Raw genomic sequence first — 19,715 nt, forward strand, 5'->3', positions numbered from 1 at the left:
AGACGGCCCGCGTGCACAGCCGCTGCGTCGCGGAGCTGTAGGCCCTGTGCCTTGAGCTTTTCGGTGTCGATGTTCGGGGTCCTTGCCATGATGTCTCCGAATCGGTAAAAAATTCGCGCCCGTTAAGCGAACGCATGGACCCTTCTATTGTGCACTCTTTGACCATTAGATGCAGCTTCATTAAGCGAATACCGAGCAAAATAGCGTGCTGATTTCGCCTGAATCTGGAACCATGGAGGTATGGAAGCAACAATTCACACCAATAAGGGCGATATTCGACTCGAGCTTTTCCCCGAGCAAGCCCCCAACACCGTCAAAAACTTCACCTCACTTGCACAGGGCGAACGCGAATGGGTTGACCCCAACAATGGTCAGCCCACCTCGCGCCCGCTTTTTAATGGCACGATTTTTCACCGCGTCATTGATGGCTTCATGATTCAGGGCGGTGACCCCCTTGGTACCGGAACCGGCGGTCCCGGATACCAGTTCAACGATGAGATCCACCCGGATCTGACCTTCTCCAAGCCCTACCTTCTGGCCATGGCCAACGCAGGCAAGCGCATGGGCAAGGGAACCAACGGCTCTCAGTTCTTCATCACCGTTGCACCCACCCCGTGGCTCAACGGACACCACACCATTTTCGGTGAAGTGATCGACGAAGACTCCAAGCGAGTTGTCGATGCGATCGCAACAACCCGTACCGGTCGTAACGATCGTCCCGTCGAAGATGTCGTCATCGAATCGATCGACATCACTGAGTAACCACAAACCGGAAGGTTTATATGTCTCAGCCTCTGTATGGTCAGCGTTCTGATCCCTACGCTGCACCCGAGTGCCCGCGCCACCCCGGAGTGCGCAGCGTCGATTACTGCAAGCGCTGCAATCGACCCATGTGCACCCAGTGTGTTGTACCCACGGAAGTCCGTTCAATCTGTGTGGACTGCGCGGGCCGAGGCCGAGGCAACCTTTTCGGAAGTGCCCGCACCGCCCGGCCTCGTCAATGGGGCAGCGTCCGACTGAGCGCACAAACCCCCGTCGTCACCTACGCGATCATTGGCGTGTGCGTGGCTCTGTGGGTAGGCGATATTCTCACCAAGGGCATGATCACCCAATACCTGGGATTTACACCGATTCATGGCCTGTATCAGCCGTGGCGGATCCTGACGACGGCGTTCTTGCATGTGAATCTCATGCACATTGCCTTCAATATGGTTTCTCTCTACGCAGTTGGACGCGCCTTGGAGCCAGCGCTGGGACGCGGCCCCTACTTCTGTCTATATCTTTTGAGCGCTCTTGGTGGAACCCTTGGTGTTTTGGGGTGGGTACTCATTGACCCCTCATCTGCCTTGACGGTGACCGTCGGAGCTTCGGGCGCAATTTTTGGCCTTTTTGGCTCGGTTTTTGTTCTGCAGCGGGCCGCTGGGATTGACGTGCGCGCCGTTGCCGGCCTTCTTGCAGTCAACCTCCTGTATGGCTTCATCGTTTCAGGGGTATCGTGGCAGGCTCATCTTGGTGGTTTGCTTTTCGGGATGCTCGCAACCTGGGGGATGCTCGCCTTGGGTAAGCCGCGTTCCGGGATGACAGCGAAGAAACAACGTCGCCGTTTGTATCTTGGCATTGCAGGGATGTTCCTTACGGAGCTTGTCATCCTTGTTGTCACCTATATGGTGCTTCTTAATATCTGAGGGAGTTTCGATGCTGGATCTGTGGAATCCGTGGGAGATTTATGATCGGCTGATTGACCAGATCGACCCGACCGTGCAAGTCACGGCTAGTGGACGTTTTGGTAAGTGGGCTTTCATTGAGAATTCCGAGGCCGGCGCGGGAATGGCCTTCCATATGCCCGTTGAGTCGATCCCTCGCCGCCTTCCCGCCGACCCCTCTGGCATGAGTCTGCGTGAGGTTGCCGCTTATGCGAAGAGTTGGAATTTCGCCGAGGCCGCCCTTGGGATGGCAGCTGTAAATTCCTGGTATGCGCTTCCCTCGCGGGCAGAAGCCGCAGGTTTTGTTCCTTGTCAGGTGAATAACTGGCAGAACCTTTTTGACCCCTGGTCGGCTGAGGTTGCCGGCAAGCGCGTTGCTGTTATTGGGCATTTCCCCTTCGCTGCCGCGGCCCTTTCCGCCGCATCTAAGCTCTTGATCTTCGAGCGCAACGTGGTGGACGGAGATTTGCCAGACACTGCCGCAGAGTATGTTCTTCCCACCTGTGACTACGTCTTTATTACAGGCTCCGCTTTCGTGAATAAGACAATGCCGCGTCTTTTGGAGCTTTCCCGGGGTGCGCAGACGATTATTGTTGGTCCTTCGGCTCCCGCTGCGACCTTGCTTGCCGAGTACGGCATGAATTCGCTGACGACCTTCTCGACGACAGATATTGCTTCCTTCCAGCCCGCTTTGGGTGGCCAGCGTCTTGGGGGCATGTACGAGGCCGGTCGACGTATCGAGTTCCACGCGTAGTCTGCGTGGAGTTATTACGCCGCATCTAGGTGATGCGGGGAGTGTAGTGACCCGCTGAATGCCCGTGCGCTGGCTTCGTTTTGGCCGCTTCTTATTGCATTCTGGGCGAAAGCTGGGAGCTAAATGGGGACTTGCTCATTTTGCCTGTGGATGTTGTGGATAAAGTGTGGATACTGCGCGAAATCATTGTGCGAAGCTGAAAAGTGTACTGCGGGGCGTCATTTTGTTGTTTTTGGGGCAAAATGTGAGTTTTCGTTGATATATGGCAAGTCTGAAGTTTCAACTCAGGCTTTATGGAACTAGATTCATGAGTAAATCTGGGAATCGAAGCTGGGTAATTACATCGATGATATTAATCCCCAGCTGTGGATTTGCCTGTGGATAACTTTTTGCCTGTGGATGTGGATTGAGGCCTCTCAGACGTCGAAAATCATAGATACCAGTGAGCTGGCGTAGATCAATGTTGTGATGCGTGAATTTCAGTTCATCAGAAAGGAGAATTCACGTTCGGCAATACGCTCAGCGCCAACGCATAGTCATAAGGAAGCCGACGAATGCGATACCGCCACCGACTGCCAAGTTCCACTGACCGATCTTTGGAATCGGGTACGTGGCTCCGGAAATATAGAAGACAACAATCCAGAGTAGGCCGACAATCATCAGGGTCGTAAAGACGGGTGCCCACCACACAGGCGAAAGCGGAATGCCATCGGTCCAGGCATGGATTTCATTATCTGACTCGGCCTTTGCGCGCCTCTCAACGCGAGATTCGTGATCGCGCTTCTTGCTTGATGAACGCTTGCCGTGTTCCTCGCGCTTCGAGTCCTTCTTCTTCTCGTCCTCATGTGCGTGACGCTCTTCGCGCTTTTCGGAACGCTCCTCGGTCTGTGCGTCCTTCTTTTCTTCCTCGCGCTCTTCGCTCTTCTTCGGCTCAGCCACGATTTTCCTTTCATGCGGCAAGTGTCGGGATCTCCCCGGGAAACGCCGCGACAGGCGGCCTTCCTCTAGCCTAGCGGGACTGAGCCAAACATCAAAAGCAACTGGGCGTTGCACCCACAAACAAGGGATACTAGAGGTACACCTAGTCGCCAACAGGAGATGATGTGAAACTTTTCGGCCGACCGCTCACTCGCCCGACGGGTCGTAGCCTGCGCTCGGCTCTGTCTGTTCTCATCGTCACCACGGCCTCGGGAATGCTCTTTGTCGCCATTGCGCGCTCAAACTCGGAAACCCGCTCACAAACCGCTGTCGATCTGGCTGGGCTTGTCGCACACCGTCAAAATGAAGTGAAAGACCTCCAAGACGGGGTCCGCAGCTTGAAAGATCAGATTGCGGGCCATGTTCCGGCAGCTGGCCAACCGAGCAGCGATAACGTCGGTGAGCTCTCTAAAGTTCCCGTCTCGGGTCCGGGTATTACGGTGACCCTTTCTGATGCGCCTACAGACAGCATCCCGGACAACGTCAACCCCAACGATCTGGTCATTCACCAGCAAGACATCGACGATGTCATGAATGCAATGTGGGAAGGCGGCGCAGAGGCGATGACCGTCCAAGGTGTTCGTATCGCTCCGCGCACCGTTGTACGCTGCATTGGAAACGTCATTTTGGTCGGTGGCACATCCTTTTCCCCTCCCTACAAGATTTCGGCGATCGGAAATGTGAATCAGCTCCGAAATTCAGTCGAAACGAACCCTCGAGTCGTCAACTATCAGCGTTATGTGGCACGCTACGGATTGGGCTGGGAGTTGAAGACTTCAGACAAACTGGAATTTCCGGCATCAGACCAAGACCTATCCCTTCGATATGCACAGGTGGTGAAAGAGAATGGGTGAACACGTGAAAGAAGCGGCTGCCCCCCGTCGCTATCGCGTCACCTTCCTCTCGGTCATCGGCGAGCTCCTCATTACGATTGCCGTCATTTTGGGGTTATTTGCCGTTTGGCAGTTGTACTGGACGACATACAAGGTAGAAGGCCCCCGAGCGCAAGCAGTCGCGGACTTCTCCAGCAAGCACCCATCGAACCGAACCCTGGGTGAGCGCCATACCGACGATCCGCCGGAGTTCACCCTGAACCCGGCAATCGATGAACTCTACGGAGTGATCCATGTTCCTTCATGGAATTGGATGAAGATCCCCCTGGGTGAAGGTACGATGGGCAGCGTGATCGATCAGGGTTGGGCCGGCCATTACAAGGACACCGCTCAGCCCGGCCAGGTGGGTAACTTCTCGGTTGCCGCACACCGTCGTTCATACGGCAATTCATTCCGTTTCATTGACCTGCTCAAGGACAATGACAAGGTTGTTGTCGAGACCGATAACCTCTATCTGGTCTACACCTACCAGTCCAATGAGATCGTTCCCGCTAGCGATGAAACTAATATCCGTGTCATTGCCCCGGTTCCCGGTGATCTGACCTTCTCAAAGCAGCCGACTGAACGTCTGATGACAATGACGACCTGCAACCCCGAGTACGGTAACTCCGAGCGTTTTATTGTTCACCTCAAGTTGGAATCGTGGACTCCGAAGAGTACGGGTGTCCCCGCCGAACTACTTGATGAGCCCGTGGAGTAAGGAAGGAATTCAATATGTACGGATGGTTTTTCCGCCACCTTCCGGGACCCACGTGGTTCCGAGTTTTCTTGTGCTTGGTGATTGCTGCCTTCGCTGTCGCCGTGCTTTTTGCCTATGTCTATCCATGGGCAGAGCGTTTCTTTGGCTTGGGTGGCGCTGCGGTCTGATTGACCGAAAATGAGCATAGAGTGGGGGCCGGCAATGCCGGCCCCCACAGTATATTCAGTTCAGATTGTCTGCCCTTTGGGCGAGGTCCCCCCAAGCAGACTGTTTGTCAGTCTGAAGCGGGCCTCGTGAGCCTTAGTGGCCTGAGGGGCTGGGGGAGGCCGAAGAGCCACCCTGTGACACGTAGAGAGTGATGGAGCTGCCCTGTCGCACTGCAGAACCTTCACTGGGCGTTACGTTGGTGACAATACCAGCGGCTGCGTTACGGTCGGGCATCTGGATGACAGTCACGTGCAATCCCAAGGCCTCAAGCTGAGAGGCGGCCTCGGTGTAGTTTGCACCCGTCAGGTTCTGAGGAACGGTGATGTTACCCGAAGCGATGTTCAGGGCAATAGCGTCGCCACGCTTGGCCTCGGAACCCACAGCCGGAGAGGTTGAGACGACACGGCCCTGCTGGGCACCGCCCTCATCGACGGTATTGACGTTTCCAACCGACAGACCGGCCTGGGTCAGTGCGGTACGGGCCTGATCCTGGCTCATGCCAGTGACATCGGGGATCGTCACCTTTTCAGAGCCAGAGGACACGTAACCGGTAATGGTTGATCCGGCACGAACCTTCGAGCCTGCAGAAGGACTGACGCGTGCGATCTTGCCGCTTTCGACCGAATCGGATGCTTCTTTCTGGTCGGACAGGGTCCACTTCAAGCCCAAAGCTTCAACAGTTTGCTGAGCTTGCGTTGGGGTCATACCGATAAGGTTGTCCGGCAGAGTGATAGAGGCGGGACCCGAAGAAATCGTTGCAATCACACGGGAACCGGGCTTTGCAGCGGTTCCGGCCTTCGGATCGGTTGAAACAACGGAACCGGCAGGGACAGTGTCAGAAGCAACCTGCTCGTTCGCAACAGCCCACTCAAAACCCTTATCCGTTATAGTCTTCATCGCCTCGGCCTGGGTCTGACCAACAACGTTGGGTACCTCTGTCGTCGAATCGGCGCGAGTATGCGTCAGGAAAAGCCACGTGATACCAATAAGCGCGACCAGGACAACACCGATGATTCCCGCGATCAGAGCCGTAGGACGCTTCTTCTCGTCCTCTTGCTCCTCATCATTTTGACGAACCGCAGTTGCCGCAGCCCCACGAGGTCGGATTTGGGTTTCTTGGGCCTCGGAAGGTGAGGACGCTGCAGGGAAAGCCGGTGGCGTGGCAACAGCGGGAAGCGTTTGCGTCGCCTGGGTCGTCCACACCGCGGTGTCGGGCGCGTTCACGTGAGAGCCGTGAGCCGCGCGCAGAAGATCCGCCTTCATTGCAGCCGCTGAAGAATAGCGATCATCGGGGTTCTTAGCCAGAGCCTTCATGACAACGCGGTCCATTTCAGCTGGAACATCGGGCGCAATCGATGAAGGAAGAGGCGGAAGAGTCTGCACGTGCTGGTAGGCGACGGCTACCGCAGAATCCCCGGTAAATGGCGGTTTCCCAGTGAGAAGTTCAAAGAGCAGGACGCCTGCTGAGTACAGATCCGAGCGTGCATCCACCGGCTTACCCTGAGCCTGCTCGGGGGAAAGATATTGAGCGGTGCCAACGACTGCGTTCGTCTGCGTCATTGTCGCCTGAGAATCGGCGATTGCGCGGGCAATACCGAAGTCCATGACCTTGACTTCGCCCTTGGAAGTCAGCATGACGTTGCCGGGCTTGATGTCGCGGTGGACCAAGCCAGCAGAATGCGAATACTCCAGCGCTGAGAGAACGCCGGCAACGATGTCGACGACCTCGGGAATAGGGAAGGGGCCCGCATCGTCAGAGAGCAGGTCCTTCAGCGGACGCCCATCAACGTATTCCATGACGATGTAAGGAATTGACACTCGACGTCCGTCGGGAAGGATGGTTGGTTCTTCGCCGGTGTCGTAGACCGCAACGATGTTTGGATGATTGAGTGAAGCCGCGGATTGGGCCTCACGACGGAAGCGCGCCTGGAAGACGGAATCCATCGCCAAGTCGGTGCGGAGAGTCTTAATTGCAACGATTCGCGACAGACGCTTGTCGAATCCGAGGTGAACTTCGGCCATTCCGCCGCGCCCGATGAGCGAGCGCACCTCGTAGCGTCCCCCTAGAACTCGAGGGGCGGATTCTGCCATGTCGAAACCTCCTGATTGAGTGAGACGTCTGCACTTGTCCTGTGCAGGAGCGACCCTAATCTGTTGTGGATAGTAGCAACCGCAATTAAGAAAATTGTGAGAGAGATCAGGAAGATGACCAGCCATTTTCCGATTTGCTCACTGCGGCTTGGCTCCGGCGCCACAACAGAACGATTGTAGCGAGTCTTTGCGGGAGCGCTCGTGAGGATTGTTCCGTTCTCTTCCGTGATCGCATGCCAGCGGAAAAGCGCGGGGTTGATTCTTGTGGTCTGAGCAGGCCGTTTCGGACGCTGCGGGCTGGTAGGAGCCTTGCGCGCCGAGGCCTCGGGCGCGGGGGTGTGCACCGCAGGAGCTGTGCTGCGGTTTTGGGTCCTGCGCCCTAGTCCTGCGCCCTGTCCTTCCCTTCGCGAGGCCGTGGAAATACGGGAGGAGAGGGAAGGACGCGATGGGGAATCCTTGTGCGAGGCCTCGGGCGTGCGCGTCGGTGTCACAGGGCGGGCTGCCAGCGAAGGCTGTGCTGCCTGTGCATCAAAATCGACGGGCTCAAGCATATCCTCGGGAAGGGAACGACGGTGCGTGTGACGAATCGGCGCACCGCGTCGAGCCACGGGGTTGACGCGAGTTTCGACTGTGGGTTCACCCGGAGCCGGTGGAGCACCGTGCTGCGGAGTGGGAATGGTTGGAGCAGGGAGCGGACGTGCCTGAAGGGAAACGCCCATCTCGCTGGCTGCCGCAACCAGTTCACGAACAAGTGCAGAGCCCGATGCGGGACGCTGCTGTGGATCCTTATCCAACAAGCGGTAGATCACTTGAGCGAGGGGAGCGGGAACCGTGTCCGGAAGCGCGGGAACTGGTTCATTGACGTGGGCGAAAGCAATATCGACCTGGGACTTCCCGGTGAAAGGACGAACTCCGGCCGCAGCCTCGTAAGCAATGACACCGAGAGCGTAAAGGTCGCCCAGTGAGGTTGCCTTCTCTCCCATTGCCTGCTCGGGGGGAAGGTACTGAGCAGTTCCCATCACCATGCCATCGGCGGTCAGATCAATCTGCGAATCTGTACGAGAAATACCAAAATCCGTCAGCTTAACCATGCCGTCGGGTCGGATGAGTACGTTTGCGGGCTTGATATCGCGATGGACGACACCCGCTTGAGCTGCCGCGCCCAAAGCCATCGCAATCTGCATGAGAATGGGCATGAGGTATTCGGGAGCCAAAGACTGGCCGCCGCGTAGGTAATCGGTCAAAGGGCGTCCTTCAACCAGCTCCATAATGATCCAGCCGCGACCGTTTTCTTCGCCCGAATCCAAGACATTTGCGATATTTGGATGCTCAACGCTCATCGCGTTACGCGCTTCAATGCGCAAGCGGGAGAGCGAAAGTTCCTGCCCCGATAACTCGGGACGCAAGACCTTCGCAGCAAGAATACGGCCGGTAACGCGATCTCGTGCTTTCCAGACCTCGCCCATTCCTCCTTGAGCAATGAGGGAAAGCAGCAGATACCGGCCGCCCAGGACTCGCCCGGCCAGCTGGTTTGGTGCCCGTGTTGGTTTGGGATCGCTCACTTCAGACCCTCCTGGAGAAGTGCACGTGCGATGGGGCCCGCATCGGTTCCACCGTGCGGGACGGGATGGGATTCATCGCCTTCAACAAGTACCGCGAAGGCGATCTGTGGGTTATCGGCGGGGGCGAAGCCAACCGCCCAGGCATTTGCGCGGCCGGAACCATCGCCTAATTCAGCGGTTCCGGTCTTGGCTGCAACGGAAACTCCTGAAATTGCCATGGAGGTTCCGGTTCCATAGGGCTGGGAGACAACGCCGGTCATCATCTGCGTCATTTGGGAAGAGATCTCGGGGGTGATCTTCTGGCCCACGCGGATTGGTGAGGTTTGCGATTGAACCTGAAGATCAGAATCAACGATCTGAGAAATCAGGTAGGGACGCATCATTGTTCCCTTATTGGCAATGGTCTGTGCGATCATCGCCATTTGCATAGGAGTGACCTTGACCGAGTACTGGCCGATTGCGCTCATCGCCAGCTGCGCAGAATCCGTTGAATCCGGGAATTGAGAAGGGGTGACACTAAGCGGAATCTTTTGGGAGGTTCCGAACTCAAAACGGTTTGTCACATCTGCCAAATCCGTGTGCGTCAGTTTCTCGCTGGCCAGGACAAAGGTTGTGTTGCACGAACGCGCAAAGGCTTCAGAAAGGGTTGGGTGTCCGTTGCCGCATTCGGTTGATTCAATATTTGACACCGAGGTGGCCGTTCCGGGAAGCGTGGTTGAGACGGGGGAGTCCATCTCTGTTTCCGGAGTGACCGCGCCCTTTTCAAGAAGCGCAATGGTTGTCAGGATCTTGAAGGTCGATCCGGGTGCGTACAAGTCGCCTGCAATCGCGCGGTTGTACAGGGGCTTAGAAGGATCGTTAATGAGATTCGTGTAAGCGGTATTGGCTTCCTGCGAATCGAAGACCGCCAGCGAATTGGGGTCGTAGGAAGGTGAAGAATACATGGCCAAGACCGCACCGGTCTTTGCATCCAGAGCAACAACTGCACCCTTGCGATTCCCCAGTTTCTCAGCCGCGATCTTTTGCATCTCCGGGTTGAGCGTCAAAACAACGCCACCACCTTGGCGGTTTTGCCCGGCGAAAAGCTTACGGAAGCGCTGGGCAAGAAGAACCTGAGACTGCCCATCCAAAATGTCTTCAGCCGCTGCTTCCATCCCAGTAGATTGAGAGAAAGCCGCAGAGAAGTAGCCCGTTGTCTGAGCGTAGAGGGGACCCTGGGCATAGGAACGCTGGTAGCGCGAAGAATCCTCGATCTTCTTTGAAGAAGCGATGGCTTCTCCAGCAACGATGATGGGGCCGCGGTCAACTTCAGCGGCATGAAGAATGGTTCGCTGATTGCGTCCATCGGCATTGAGAGATGGCGCCTGAATGACCTGATTATTCGTCACAATCAGGCCAAGGGCCGCAAACATCATCAAAACGACGACGAAAAGACGACGAATCTGGGTATTCACAGGCGTCCTCCCGCGTGTTCGGGGGTGTGACGCTTATTGGCATCAACAACGGGGAGATTGCCCGAGGTCCAGGTTGAGGGCGCCGAAGGACGACGTGAAGCATCCGATACGCGGATGAGAAGAGCAACAGCCAGCCATGAGGAGACCATTGAAGAGCCGCCGGCAGCCAAGAAAGGAGCGGTCAGGCCGGTGAGCGGAATCAGCCGGGTGATTCCGCCCAAAACCACGAAAATCTGGATTGCGAAGGAGAAGCTCAGACCCGTGGCAAGAAGCTTTCCGAAGCCGTCGCGCACGCCGATTGCCGCGCGCATGCCTCGTTCAATAAGAATCAAGTACAGGACCAAAATCGCCGCAAGGCCAGTAATTCCAAGCTCTTCGGCGAAAGAAGAGAGGATGAAGTCCGAGTTGGCCAGGGGGACAAGCTGGGGATAGCCGCGACCCCAGCCTGTTCCCAATAGCCCGCCCGAGGCCTGGCCGAAGAGGCCTTGGACCAGCTGGTAAGAGCCGCCGGCTTGAGCGTTGTAGACCTCGGGATCGAGGGCGTTGAGCCAGACCGAGAAGCGAGCGCGAACGTGGCTGAAGGTACTGATGGCGACAAGAACCGCAGGGACGAACATGAGGAAGCCAATGACCAGCCAGGAGATACGATTTGTGGCGACATACAGGGTCGCAACAAAAAGGCCGAAGAAGAGCAGCGAGGTCCCCAGGTCCCGTTGAAGAACCAGAATGGCTACTCCCACAAGCCATACGATCAAGATTGGTCCAAGGTCGCGAGCGCGCGGCATCCGCATGCCCAGAACCTTGGGGCCGCCAATCGCGAGATTATCGCGATTGTTCACCAAGTAACCCGCAAAGAAGATTGCCAGCGTGATCTTGACGAGCTCACCGGGCTGCATTGACAGCGGTCCGAGGCTGATCCACACGCGAGCACCGTAAGTTTCCTTACCCAGTCCGGGAATCATGGGTAGAAGGAGCAGGGCAAGCGAAAGCAGACCAAAAGTGTAGGTGTAGCGGCGCAGGATCCGATGGTCACGAATAACAAGCAAAATGACTGCGGCCAACGCAATTGCAATGCCGACGAACATCATTTGACGCATGCCAACCGTACCCATGCCCAGCGCGTGCAATGAGAGGTCAATACGGTAAATCATCGCCAAACCCATGCCGGTGAGCGCAACAGCGACCGGCAAAATAACGGGATCAGCGTAGGGAGCCAAGAAGTGGACTCCGATTTCGGCAAGGATTGCGATGGCGAGCAAAATTCCGATGTGAAGTCCGAGGTTTGCCGGGGGCTCGCCCGTCCGGTTGATGCTGGTGATGACATAGCCGCCAATGCCGACGGCTAGCGCTAGGAGCATAAGGACAAGCTCAAGAAAACGCCGGGGACGAACGGGGTTAATGGACACGGTTGCCATTACTGACCCCCTTCCTGATTGGCCGAGGAATTGGCGGAATTATCGCCCGTGGAACCTTGGCCTTCTTGTCCGTGCTGGTTGTTCTGATTTTGCTCGCGTTCCTGCTGTTCCTTTTGCTGCTTCGCTTCGCGTTCCTTCTCCAAAGCGCGCTCGCGGGCATTTGATCGCAGGACTGACACGTAGGCGTCGATGTCACTGCGAGAAGTTCGAGTGACGGGCTCTTGTAGACGCTGTTGGTCGACCGCGGCAAGCTGATCGAGCTTCACATCAGTAATTTCCACTGCATGCGAGAGATTCCACGACCCAATTGACTGCGGAATGCCTTGGTAGATCACCACAGCACCGTCTTTGCCCAGCACGTAGTACTGAGTTTGGGTCCACTTCCAGCCGAACCATCCACCGACGACAACGGCAATGGCCGCGATCAATGAGACGAGGGGAAGTACCCACCCAAAGCGAGCGCGACGGGGGAGCTCAGGCTCGGCCTCGTCATCTTGAGGAAGCGATTTCGTAGGCGCGGAAAGGGCGGCTGCACGCGCGGCTGCACCACCTCCGCCTCGGGTTGGAGCTAAGCGGTCCTTTGCGGCTGCACCGACAACCTGGGGCGCGGCGGGAGGATTGGTACCCGCTGGAACGATATCGGCGACAACGCAGGTGACGTTATCTGGGCCACCGGCAAGAAGCGCAAGGCGGATGAGCTCTTCGGCGCATTCAGCGGGGTCATGGACGTCGGTGAGAACCTCGGCGATCGTATCGGCAGAAACAACACCGGAAAGCCCATCAGAGCACAGCAGCCAGCGATCGCCGACGATAGCCTCGCGCATGGTTTCATCGGGGGCGACATCGGCTTGGGAATCACCCAGAATACGCATGACGACGTTGCGCTGAGGATGGTGTTCGGCCTCTTCGGGAGTGATTTGACCGCTATCAACCAAGTACTGAACGAAAGAGTGGTCGGTGGTGACCTGGGTCAGAGTGTCCCCGCGCAGAAGGTATGCGCGCGAGTCGCCGATGTGGACCATCGCGAGTTTCCTGCCCGAACGCAAGATTGCGATGCAGGTCGTTCCCAAACCTGCGAGTTCAGGATCGTGTTGCGAGCGCTCGGAGAGTTCTTCGTGGGCGTCCATCAGGGCATCGCGAAGGAGGGGAAGAAGAGATTCTGCGGGGTGAGAGTCGGTGTCCAGAGGAACGAGGTGCGCCATCGCGACCGATGAGGCAATATCGCCGCCCGCAGGACCGCCCATTCCGTCGGCTAAAACCAGTAAGTTTGCGCCTGCGTAGCCAGAATCTTGGTTATTTTGACGCACCAAGCCGACGTCGCTGCGAGCGGCGTAGTGGAACTCGACGGGCTTGGATTGGGGCATGTTACTTCACCAATTCAAGGGTGGTTTGGCCGATTCTGACGATGTCCCCAACATTTAATTCCCGAGGCGAAGTCAGCCTTTCGTCATCCACGAAAGTTCCGTTTCGTGACCCCAGGTCTTCGATCCACCACTGACCATCTGCAGGAGTGAGCTGGGCGTGCTGGGAAGAGGCGTATTCGTCTTCCAAAACGAGAGTCGACGAGGGGGAACGCCCAATGATGATGGGGGAGGCGCCCAGGGGGATGACTGTTCCAACGAGGGGGCCGCCGGTGAGAAGCAGATTGCGCGGAGCTGTGCCGGTTTTTGCGCGACGAGACTCACGTCGTTTGCGATCCGCATCCTTTCGCCCCTTCCCGCGCGGGGTCACAACAGTGCCGAAAATATCTCGGCGCAGGGTTGAGACCGCTCCCAAGACCAGGAGCCAGAGGAATACAAGGTATCCCAGTCGGAAGAGGGTAAAGGTGAGATCAGAAGTCACTGGGCATCCTCACTTTGCGGGTGCGTCCAGAATAAGATACGGGTGCGGCCGATGGTGATCTGGTTTCCGTCAAGAAGGGTCGCCGCGTCGATGCGGTGTCCTTCGACGAAGGTACCATTTGTCGAGCCCAGATCGGTAGCAATAACGCCGGTTGGGGTGATACGAAGTTCCAGGTGGCGGCGGGAAACTCCCGAATCAGCGACGGTAATGTCGGCCTCGGTGCCGCGGCCAATGACGGTGACGGGTTCTGTGAGGAGCCACTTCTCTCCGTCGACGTCAATGATGGGGTGCTCGGGTGAAGGCGACGAGGCCGTGGCCGGGGCCGCTGCGCCGCGTTCGTTGCGTGCCTGAACCTGGAGCTGACCGGTGAATTCGTCGCTATCTTTTGTGAAGTCGATAGAGATCGGCCCCAGAAGTGAGTAGCCCTGAGACTGTGCGTAGTCGGTGGCTTGCTGAACGAATTCGTCGGAAAGAATATCGAGGTCGCCCAGTGCGTTCATGTCCGCAGGTGCCATGCGAATGGTGAAGTGATTCGGTGCGATTGCACGGTCCGTTGACAGTTCTTGAACGTGGTCATCCATCGCGCGTTTGAGTGCAGAGGTAACGTCAACGGCTTTGATCCCAGAACGGAACACACGAGAAAAAGCACCGTTTACGCCGCGCTCAACGGCGTTTTCAAAACGGTCAAAGATGCCCATGTTATCTGTTCCTTGTTCGCGGTCTTCTTCTTTCCTGAGACATATCGACGCTCAATGTATCGACAGGTCTACACGGGTATTTTACCGTTTCGGTGCTAATTGGGCGGGGTGAAGTCGCCGCGTGGGACTATGTCAAGGTGTTGTCGAAATGTGTTTCGCTACCTGTTTGTCATATCAATTAGCGCTGTTAAACTCGTGGAAGATCACTGAAATGGAGACGCATGAACCGGCTCAGTAGTGCCCCCCACCCGCAGCATGCGCAGCGTAGTTCTCGACGGAGGAATCGTGCTCGCAATGCTCTGGTTTCGTGCATCCTGACAACCCTGGTTATTCTTCCAGGGGTAGCGAGTTTTCAATCAAAGGCAGTAGCAGATGCTCCCCTAGAAACTCCGGGTGCCGCAAGCATTACGCTCTCGCGTTCTCAGGGACGTATTGGTCAGGCCGTCCTCAATGACTCAGAAACCGACCGCACAACGGTTGTGCCTGATAATTCCTACTTCGGCGTGATCAAAGGGATGGAATCCTACAATTCCGCTGATTCGAATGAAAGCTCTGTTCCTTATAGGGCTGGGTATTCCCAAAAGTGGTTGGATGCATCTGTCGCGCAGAACGATTACTGGTCCTACATCACTCGTGGTATCGCATGGGAGTATCACCTGGCCAGTGTCCACCAGAATCCCTATTACGGTGAGTACACGCCCTACGCAATTTCCGCATCAACGACCAGTGCGCTGGGCTATAAGCCCAATAACCCTGGAACGGTGTCCTTGAATGACACCTTCCTCATTGGCACGGTGCGACACAACAATTTCCCGATCTCCTCAAAGATCCACTGGGTCCACTCTTCCTTCGATATCCGTCTGGGAGACCTCGAAGAATCTTTCCCCTTCGATCAACACGAAACCGACAATGACACCGACACGACTGCGGTTGCTCGCACGGGTGGTCCCTATAAGTTGATTTCGCGTGCTTCTGCTCCCCGAACCTGTCCAACGAATGCCCCCTACTATGCGCTGACCCGTGAAAATGGTGACGGAGTCTGGTACTGCTACAGCTTTGTGGGTGAAGGCAAGGGCGATCGCGATATCTACACCGATTACCCGAACTACTATCCGCAGTCAGCGGGGAAGCCCGATCAGACACCCGCATCTGATGATGTCTTGTCCATTACGAAGACAACCTCCGATCGGACCATCACAGTCGACGGGATTCCTTACCGCCTAGTGCTTTTTGGTTTTGTCCCAAGTGCCGATGGAACCTGCCCCGCAAAGCCCCCGGCAGACGCAACGCCGGTTTCTACCTTTACGACGAAGGAAAATCAGAGCTCTTTCGGTTGCCTCTACGGATCTTTTAGCCAAGAACGTTACGTGCGAGTGGCGAAGAAGATTAGCGAAGAGTCTGCGGCCGTTGGGACAACAATTCCCCGATTCGGCTTTACAACCCTGGGTGTGGGTGACTGGACTTCCCCAACTGGGACCCCTCTATCGCTTTATGAACAGGCGGACTCCTTCGTTGACTGGTCTTCTTTTGCGGATTCGCCGCTGACCCCGACCGGCTATGGTGAAAGCGGCATTGTCACAAGTGGCTACCAGGCCTTCATTCCCGGGTATTCGGAGTTTGTTATTGCAGAAACCGGTCCGACAATCCCGGGTAGAAGACCCCTGCGATTTGGTGAACCCGGCTACTTCGGCCCGTGGAAAGTGAGCGACGACCCCAATGCCGCTCGCTGGCAGCTCAAAGATGTGACCTGTCTGAATGGCGTGGGTGAGCGCGTGAATGTCAGCCGTGACCCCTTCACAGGAGGAGTCGACTTCTCAGAGGTTGCGCCGGCACATTCTGTCGCTGCACTGCCCATTACCTGTACCTTTACCAATGAACAGAAGGCTCCCAAGCTGCGCATTGAGAAGGCCCTTGAGAGCGTTGAAGGTGCGACGACCGACGATATCACTGTCACGTACCGCATTACTGCAATAAATGACGGTACTATCGCAGGAACCACCGGACGTCTGGTTGATACCCCGCAGTTTGCTCCCGGGCTCACAGTGCGTTCAGTAGCGATTGCTGAATCGCTTGATGGTCTTGGGCGCGCACGCCAGCAAGGTGCGGCAGCGTCCTACGTGCTCACTACGGGAACCAATGTCGAAGCCGGCAAGTCTGCCACGTGGTATATCCGCATGAAGGTTCGCAGGGATCGCAGTGCCTCGGGTTATAACGAGGCTTCCTTGGACTGCAAGACGACGAAAGATCGCCTGACTTCAAAGAATGGTTTGTATAACATCGTCAGCGGTCCCTACGACCATGATGGCGTGAGCAATAACGAGGTATGTGCTCCGGTTCGTCCGCGTACCATCCGCGTCGAGAAGGCCGGGACTCAGCCCATTGGTCAGAGGAATGAGGACGGCACCTACCCCCTGGAGGGTGCAGCGTTTGCGATCTATGACAACGAGGCGCTGAGCGGTACCCCCGTGAGCGTCCTCGAGGGTGGATCTACTTTTGTCAGCGCACCGCTAGAAGTAGACCGCTCGTATTGGTTGGTCGAAACGCGTGCCCCAGCCGGTCATGTTTTGTTGCCGCGGCCCATTCCCTTCCATATCAGCGTTGGAACTGATTCCGCTGCCTCGACAGTAATTGCGACCGATTTCGGCCCCGACGAAGGATTTACCTCCGTGCGAGTTCTGCCCGCAAAGGCCGGTACTGCAGATGCGGCTCTTCCGAGTATCCGCGTTGTCGATACGCAAGTTGGTCATCTGCCCCTGTCGGGCTCAACGGGAATCTACCCGTACCTCGGTGTGGGGTCGGTACTTATGGTTGCAGCCGGTGCCATTGTGTGGATGAAGCGCCGCGAAGGACTCAGCGCCTGAGAAACACTTAACAAAGTGGGGGTGCTCGCCGCTTGGCGAGCACCCCCACTTTTAACGCTCAGCGAGCTGAGCTGCTAGAGCGCAGCTCAGAAGTCCCAGTCTTCATCTTCGGTGTCGACAACTTCACCCATGACGTAGGAAGAGCCAGAACCAGAGAAGAAGTCGTGGTTCTCATCCGCGTTCGGTGAAAGCGCCGCAAGAATTGCGGGGTTCACGTTCGTGGCGTCTGCGGGGAAAAGGGCCTCGTAGCCCAGGTTCATCAGGGCCTTGTTGGCGTTGTAGCGCAGGAACTTCTTGACGTCCTCGGTCAGGCCAAGCGGATCGTACAGGTCCTCGGTGTATTCTTCTTCGTTTTCATACAGTTCGAAGAGCAGCGAGAAGGTGTAATCCTTGAGCTCTTGACGACGTGCTTCATCGGATTCATTCACGGCCAGCTGGTACTTGTAGCCAATGTAGTAGCCATGAACTGCCTCGTCGCGGATGATCAAACGGATCAGGTCAGCAGTGTTGGTGAGCTTTGCGTGGGCACTCCAGTACATGGGAGCGTAGAAGCCCGAGTAGAACAGGAAGGACTCAAGCATGGTCGAAGCGACCTTGCGCTTCTCGGGATCGTCGCCCTGGTAGTAGGACTTCACAATCTCTGCCTTGCGCTGCAAGGCCTCGTTCTCATTCGACCAGCGGAAGGATTCGTTAATCTCTTCAGTCGAAAGCAGCGTCGAGAAGATCGAAGAGTAGGACTTCGCGTGCACTGACTCCATGAAGGCGATGTTCGTGTAAACGGCCTCTTCGTGGGGAGTGCGGGCATCGGGGATCAAAGAGACCGCACCAATGGTTCCCTGAAGGGTGTCAAGCAGGGTCAGACCAGTGAAGACACGGTTCGTCATACGCTGTTCTTCGGCGTTCAGCGTCTTCCACGATGCCAAGTCGTTGCTCAAGGGCACCTTTTCGGGAAGCCAGAAATTACCGGTCAGACGATCCCAGACCTCAAGGTCCTTCTCGTCCTCAATGCGGTTCCAGTTAATCGCTTCGAAAGCGGGCGTTACGCTCACGCGTCCTCCTGACACGAATGTTTTCCACGGCCTCGGCGTGATGGTCGGCGGGCCTGACAGTTTTTAAGATTACCGTGTTGACGCGCGCGCGTCTGCGCCTCGTCGGAATATTCACGAAAGTGTCTCACGGACCCTAGGCCCTAATCTGCGAGCAGCCCCAGCAAGTGATCGACAACCTTCCCTCCCGAATAGGCGGAGCCATCGTGTTGGTACTCATTCGTGACGTAGTGGTGAGCGCCAATGAGTTCACCCGTCTGAAGGGACAATTCACGCGGGACAAACATGTCATCGTAGTAGACCGCGGCTGCAATGGGGACCGTGTTCTGCGCCAAGACCTCGGGAAGGTAAACCGGCGCTGCATCTGTCACCTGCGCGAGGATATCGGCGACCTCCGCCAAGGGAGCGAGTCCCGGGTCCTCGTTGAAGACGCGATGCATGAAGTGCTCGCCCGTCAGGTAGTAGGGCTCGGAAGTATCCAGGGGATCAGCGTCCTTCGCGAAACCGGGGATCTCTTCGGCCAGGCGGTCAGCCGACCAATTCGTTGTGGTTCCGTGCAATTCGGGCGTTGCACAGGCGTAGATGAATTCCTGGAAAACACCGTAAATCGGGGCAACATTCGTTGCGTCTCCGATGGCTTCGAGGAATTGGGTAGACAGGCGGCGCTGGCCGTTGATGGTCACCCACGGGCCCTCGAGCAGATAGTGCAGCTGGTCGGTGCGTCCCTGTCCGCCCAGCATCATGCCGATCTGGCGGAAGCGTGCACTGCTGAGGCGCTCACCGGTTGGGAGGAATTCCTCGGTGTCGCGAAGGTGCGCGGCGATCTGGCGGATCGTTGTCTCGTCCTCGGGGTGACGCTGGAAATAGACGCGGTTGCGCGCTGCTGTGCGCTGGTAGGTCAGGTGGTAGATCTCATCGACATGGACGAGGCCGGGCAGGCCTCCCGTGATGAGGCTGGCTTTCAGGCCCTGGGGCGCAAGCGAGAGGTACGAAGTCGTGATGAAGCCGCCGTAGGACTGGCCAAGAGTCGTCCATGGCTCGTCTCCCGCGAGCTCGCGACGGAAGGCCTCGGCATCGTAGACGATCTGATCTTGGCGGAAATAGCGCAGGTAGTTGGCCTTTTCCTGTGGGGTCGGAAGGAAGGAAAGGGATTGCGCATCCATGCGGGTGGACTGGCCGGTGCCTCGTTGATCGAGGAGGACCACACGGTAGTCCTGCAGCAAGCGGTTCATCCACCCGCTATCGAAGGTGCCGAAACGAGGGCTGGGGTAGCCGGGTCCGCCTTGGAGGAAGACGGCGTAGGGCGCATTTTCCTTGCCGGGACGCACGACCTCGCGCGCGAAGATCTCGATGGTCGGGTTATCTGCGCCGAGGGGGCGAGTGTGATCGAGGGGAACGTCGAGGCGGTGCTCATAGATGGTGTGAGCGTGGTGAGTGTAAGAGGTCGTACGCATGGAATAAGGGTAGCGCCGCGGAGCGCGCGGCGTGCGGGGGGCGCCGCAGAGTCGGCT

The 19,715-nt window shown here is 57.0% G+C and carries 16 protein-coding genes and 1 pseudogene; 7 read left to right on the top strand and 10 right to left on the bottom strand.

The features are described 5' to 3' along the window. Positions 1-240 precede the first annotated feature (240 nt). Genes QZR18_RS06935 through QZR18_RS06945 form a run of 3 tightly spaced genes read left to right on the top strand, consistent with a single transcriptional unit; the run spans position 241 to position 2,457 of the window. A complete protein-coding gene (locus tag QZR18_RS06935; protein ID WP_178706365.1) occupies positions 241-762 on the top strand; it encodes a peptidylprolyl isomerase in 522 nt (173 codons plus the stop codon). A gap of 20 nt (positions 763-782) precedes the next feature. Next, positions 783-1,685 (top strand): rhomboid family intramembrane serine protease, encoded by a 903-nt coding sequence (locus QZR18_RS06940; RefSeq protein WP_178706368.1) that lies wholly within the window; start codon positions 783-785, stop codon positions 1,683-1,685. A gap of 10 nt (positions 1,686-1,695) precedes the next feature. Next, positions 1,696-2,457 (top strand): Rossmann-like domain-containing protein, encoded by a 762-nt coding sequence (locus QZR18_RS06945; protein WP_178706371.1) that lies wholly within the window; start codon positions 1,696-1,698, stop codon positions 2,455-2,457. 519 nt (positions 2,458-2,976) lie between these two features. Here the strand turns inward: QZR18_RS06945 and QZR18_RS06950 are convergent. Continuing rightward, a pseudogene (locus tag QZR18_RS06950) lies at positions 2,977-3,246 on the bottom strand (cell division protein CrgA); the annotation flags it as partial. A 314-nt stretch (positions 3,247-3,560) separates the two neighbouring features. Here QZR18_RS06950 and QZR18_RS06955 point away from each other — a divergent pair. The 3 genes from QZR18_RS06955 to QZR18_RS06965 are packed head-to-tail and all read left to right on the top strand — an operon-like array spanning position 3,561 to position 5,195. After that, on the top strand, positions 3,561-4,289 hold the full coding sequence (locus tag QZR18_RS06955) for a DUF881 domain-containing protein (RefSeq protein WP_295910788.1): 729 nt from the start codon (positions 3,561-3,563) through the stop codon (positions 4,287-4,289). Beyond that, positions 4,282-5,028, top strand: a complete 747-nt coding sequence (locus QZR18_RS06960) for a class E sortase (protein WP_178706376.1) — start codon at positions 4,282-4,284, stop codon at positions 5,026-5,028. The genes QZR18_RS06955 and QZR18_RS06960 overlap by 8 nt, the downstream gene beginning before the upstream one ends. Positions 5,029-5,042: 14 nt before the next feature. Further along, positions 5,043-5,195: a hypothetical protein gene (locus QZR18_RS06965; RefSeq protein ID WP_009408018.1), complete on the top strand. Its 153-nt coding sequence runs from the start codon at positions 5,043-5,045 to the stop codon at positions 5,193-5,195. Between the two features lie 133 nt (positions 5,196-5,328). Here QZR18_RS06965 and pknB read toward each other — a convergent pair whose 3' ends face one another. Genes pknB through QZR18_RS07000 form a run of 7 tightly spaced genes read right to left on the bottom strand, consistent with a single transcriptional unit; the run spans position 5,329 to position 14,297 of the window. Continuing rightward, positions 5,329-7,326 (bottom strand): Stk1 family PASTA domain-containing Ser/Thr kinase, encoded by a 1,998-nt coding sequence (gene pknB / locus QZR18_RS06970; RefSeq protein ID WP_178706379.1) that lies wholly within the window; start codon positions 7,324-7,326, stop codon positions 5,329-5,331. Then, a complete protein-coding gene (locus QZR18_RS06975) occupies positions 7,299-8,888 on the bottom strand; it encodes a serine/threonine-protein kinase (protein WP_178706382.1) in 1,590 nt (529 codons plus the stop codon). The genes pknB and QZR18_RS06975 overlap by 28 nt, the downstream gene beginning before the upstream one ends. Then, complete coding sequence (locus QZR18_RS06980; protein WP_178706385.1) at positions 8,885-10,342, bottom strand: penicillin-binding protein 2; 1,458 nt, start codon at positions 10,340-10,342, stop codon at positions 8,885-8,887. Before QZR18_RS06980 ends, QZR18_RS06975 begins: the two co-directional genes overlap by 4 nt. Beyond that, on the bottom strand, positions 10,339-11,757 hold the full coding sequence (locus QZR18_RS06985) for an FtsW/RodA/SpoVE family cell cycle protein (RefSeq protein WP_295910789.1): 1,419 nt from the start codon (positions 11,755-11,757) through the stop codon (positions 10,339-10,341). The genes QZR18_RS06980 and QZR18_RS06985 overlap by 4 nt, the downstream gene beginning before the upstream one ends. After that, positions 11,757-13,121, bottom strand: a complete 1,365-nt coding sequence (locus QZR18_RS06990; RefSeq protein ID WP_178706391.1) for a PP2C family serine/threonine-protein phosphatase — start codon at positions 13,119-13,121, stop codon at positions 11,757-11,759. Before QZR18_RS06990 ends, QZR18_RS06985 begins: the two co-directional genes overlap by 1 nt. Position 13,122: 1 nt before the next feature. Further along, positions 13,123-13,599: an FHA domain-containing protein gene (locus QZR18_RS06995; protein WP_178706394.1), complete on the bottom strand. Its 477-nt coding sequence runs from the start codon at positions 13,597-13,599 to the stop codon at positions 13,123-13,125. Beyond that, positions 13,596-14,297 carry a DUF3662 and FHA domain-containing protein gene (locus tag QZR18_RS07000; RefSeq protein ID WP_048712442.1) on the bottom strand — a complete coding sequence of 234 codons (702 nt, stop codon included), beginning with the start codon at positions 14,295-14,297 and terminating at the stop codon, positions 13,596-13,598. Before QZR18_RS07000 ends, QZR18_RS06995 begins: the two co-directional genes overlap by 4 nt. Positions 14,298-14,518: 221 nt before the next feature. Between QZR18_RS07000 and QZR18_RS07005 the strand changes: the two genes are divergently transcribed. Then, on the top strand, positions 14,519-17,158 hold the full coding sequence (locus QZR18_RS07005) for a prealbumin-like fold domain-containing protein (protein WP_178706397.1): 2,640 nt from the start codon (positions 14,519-14,521) through the stop codon (positions 17,156-17,158). Positions 17,159-17,244: 86 nt separating this feature from the next. Here the strand turns inward: QZR18_RS07005 and nrdF are convergent, their stop codons facing one another. Together nrdF and QZR18_RS07015 are read right to left on the bottom strand one after the other, a co-directional pair. Then, positions 17,245-18,207 (bottom strand): class 1b ribonucleoside-diphosphate reductase subunit beta, encoded by a 963-nt coding sequence (gene nrdF, locus QZR18_RS07010; RefSeq protein WP_019126625.1) that lies wholly within the window; start codon positions 18,205-18,207, stop codon positions 17,245-17,247. 140 nt (positions 18,208-18,347) lie between these two features. Continuing rightward, the gene (locus tag QZR18_RS07015) at positions 18,348-19,658 is read right to left on the bottom strand and encodes an alpha/beta fold hydrolase (RefSeq protein ID WP_178706400.1); all 1,311 of its coding nucleotides are present in this window, start codon (positions 19,656-19,658) and stop codon (positions 18,348-18,350) included. Between the last annotated feature and the right edge of the window lie 57 nt (positions 19,659-19,715).

Source organism: uncultured Actinomyces sp. (assembly GCA_900541895.1).
Classification (GTDB): Bacteria; Actinomycetota; Actinomycetes; order Actinomycetales; family Actinomycetaceae; genus Pauljensenia.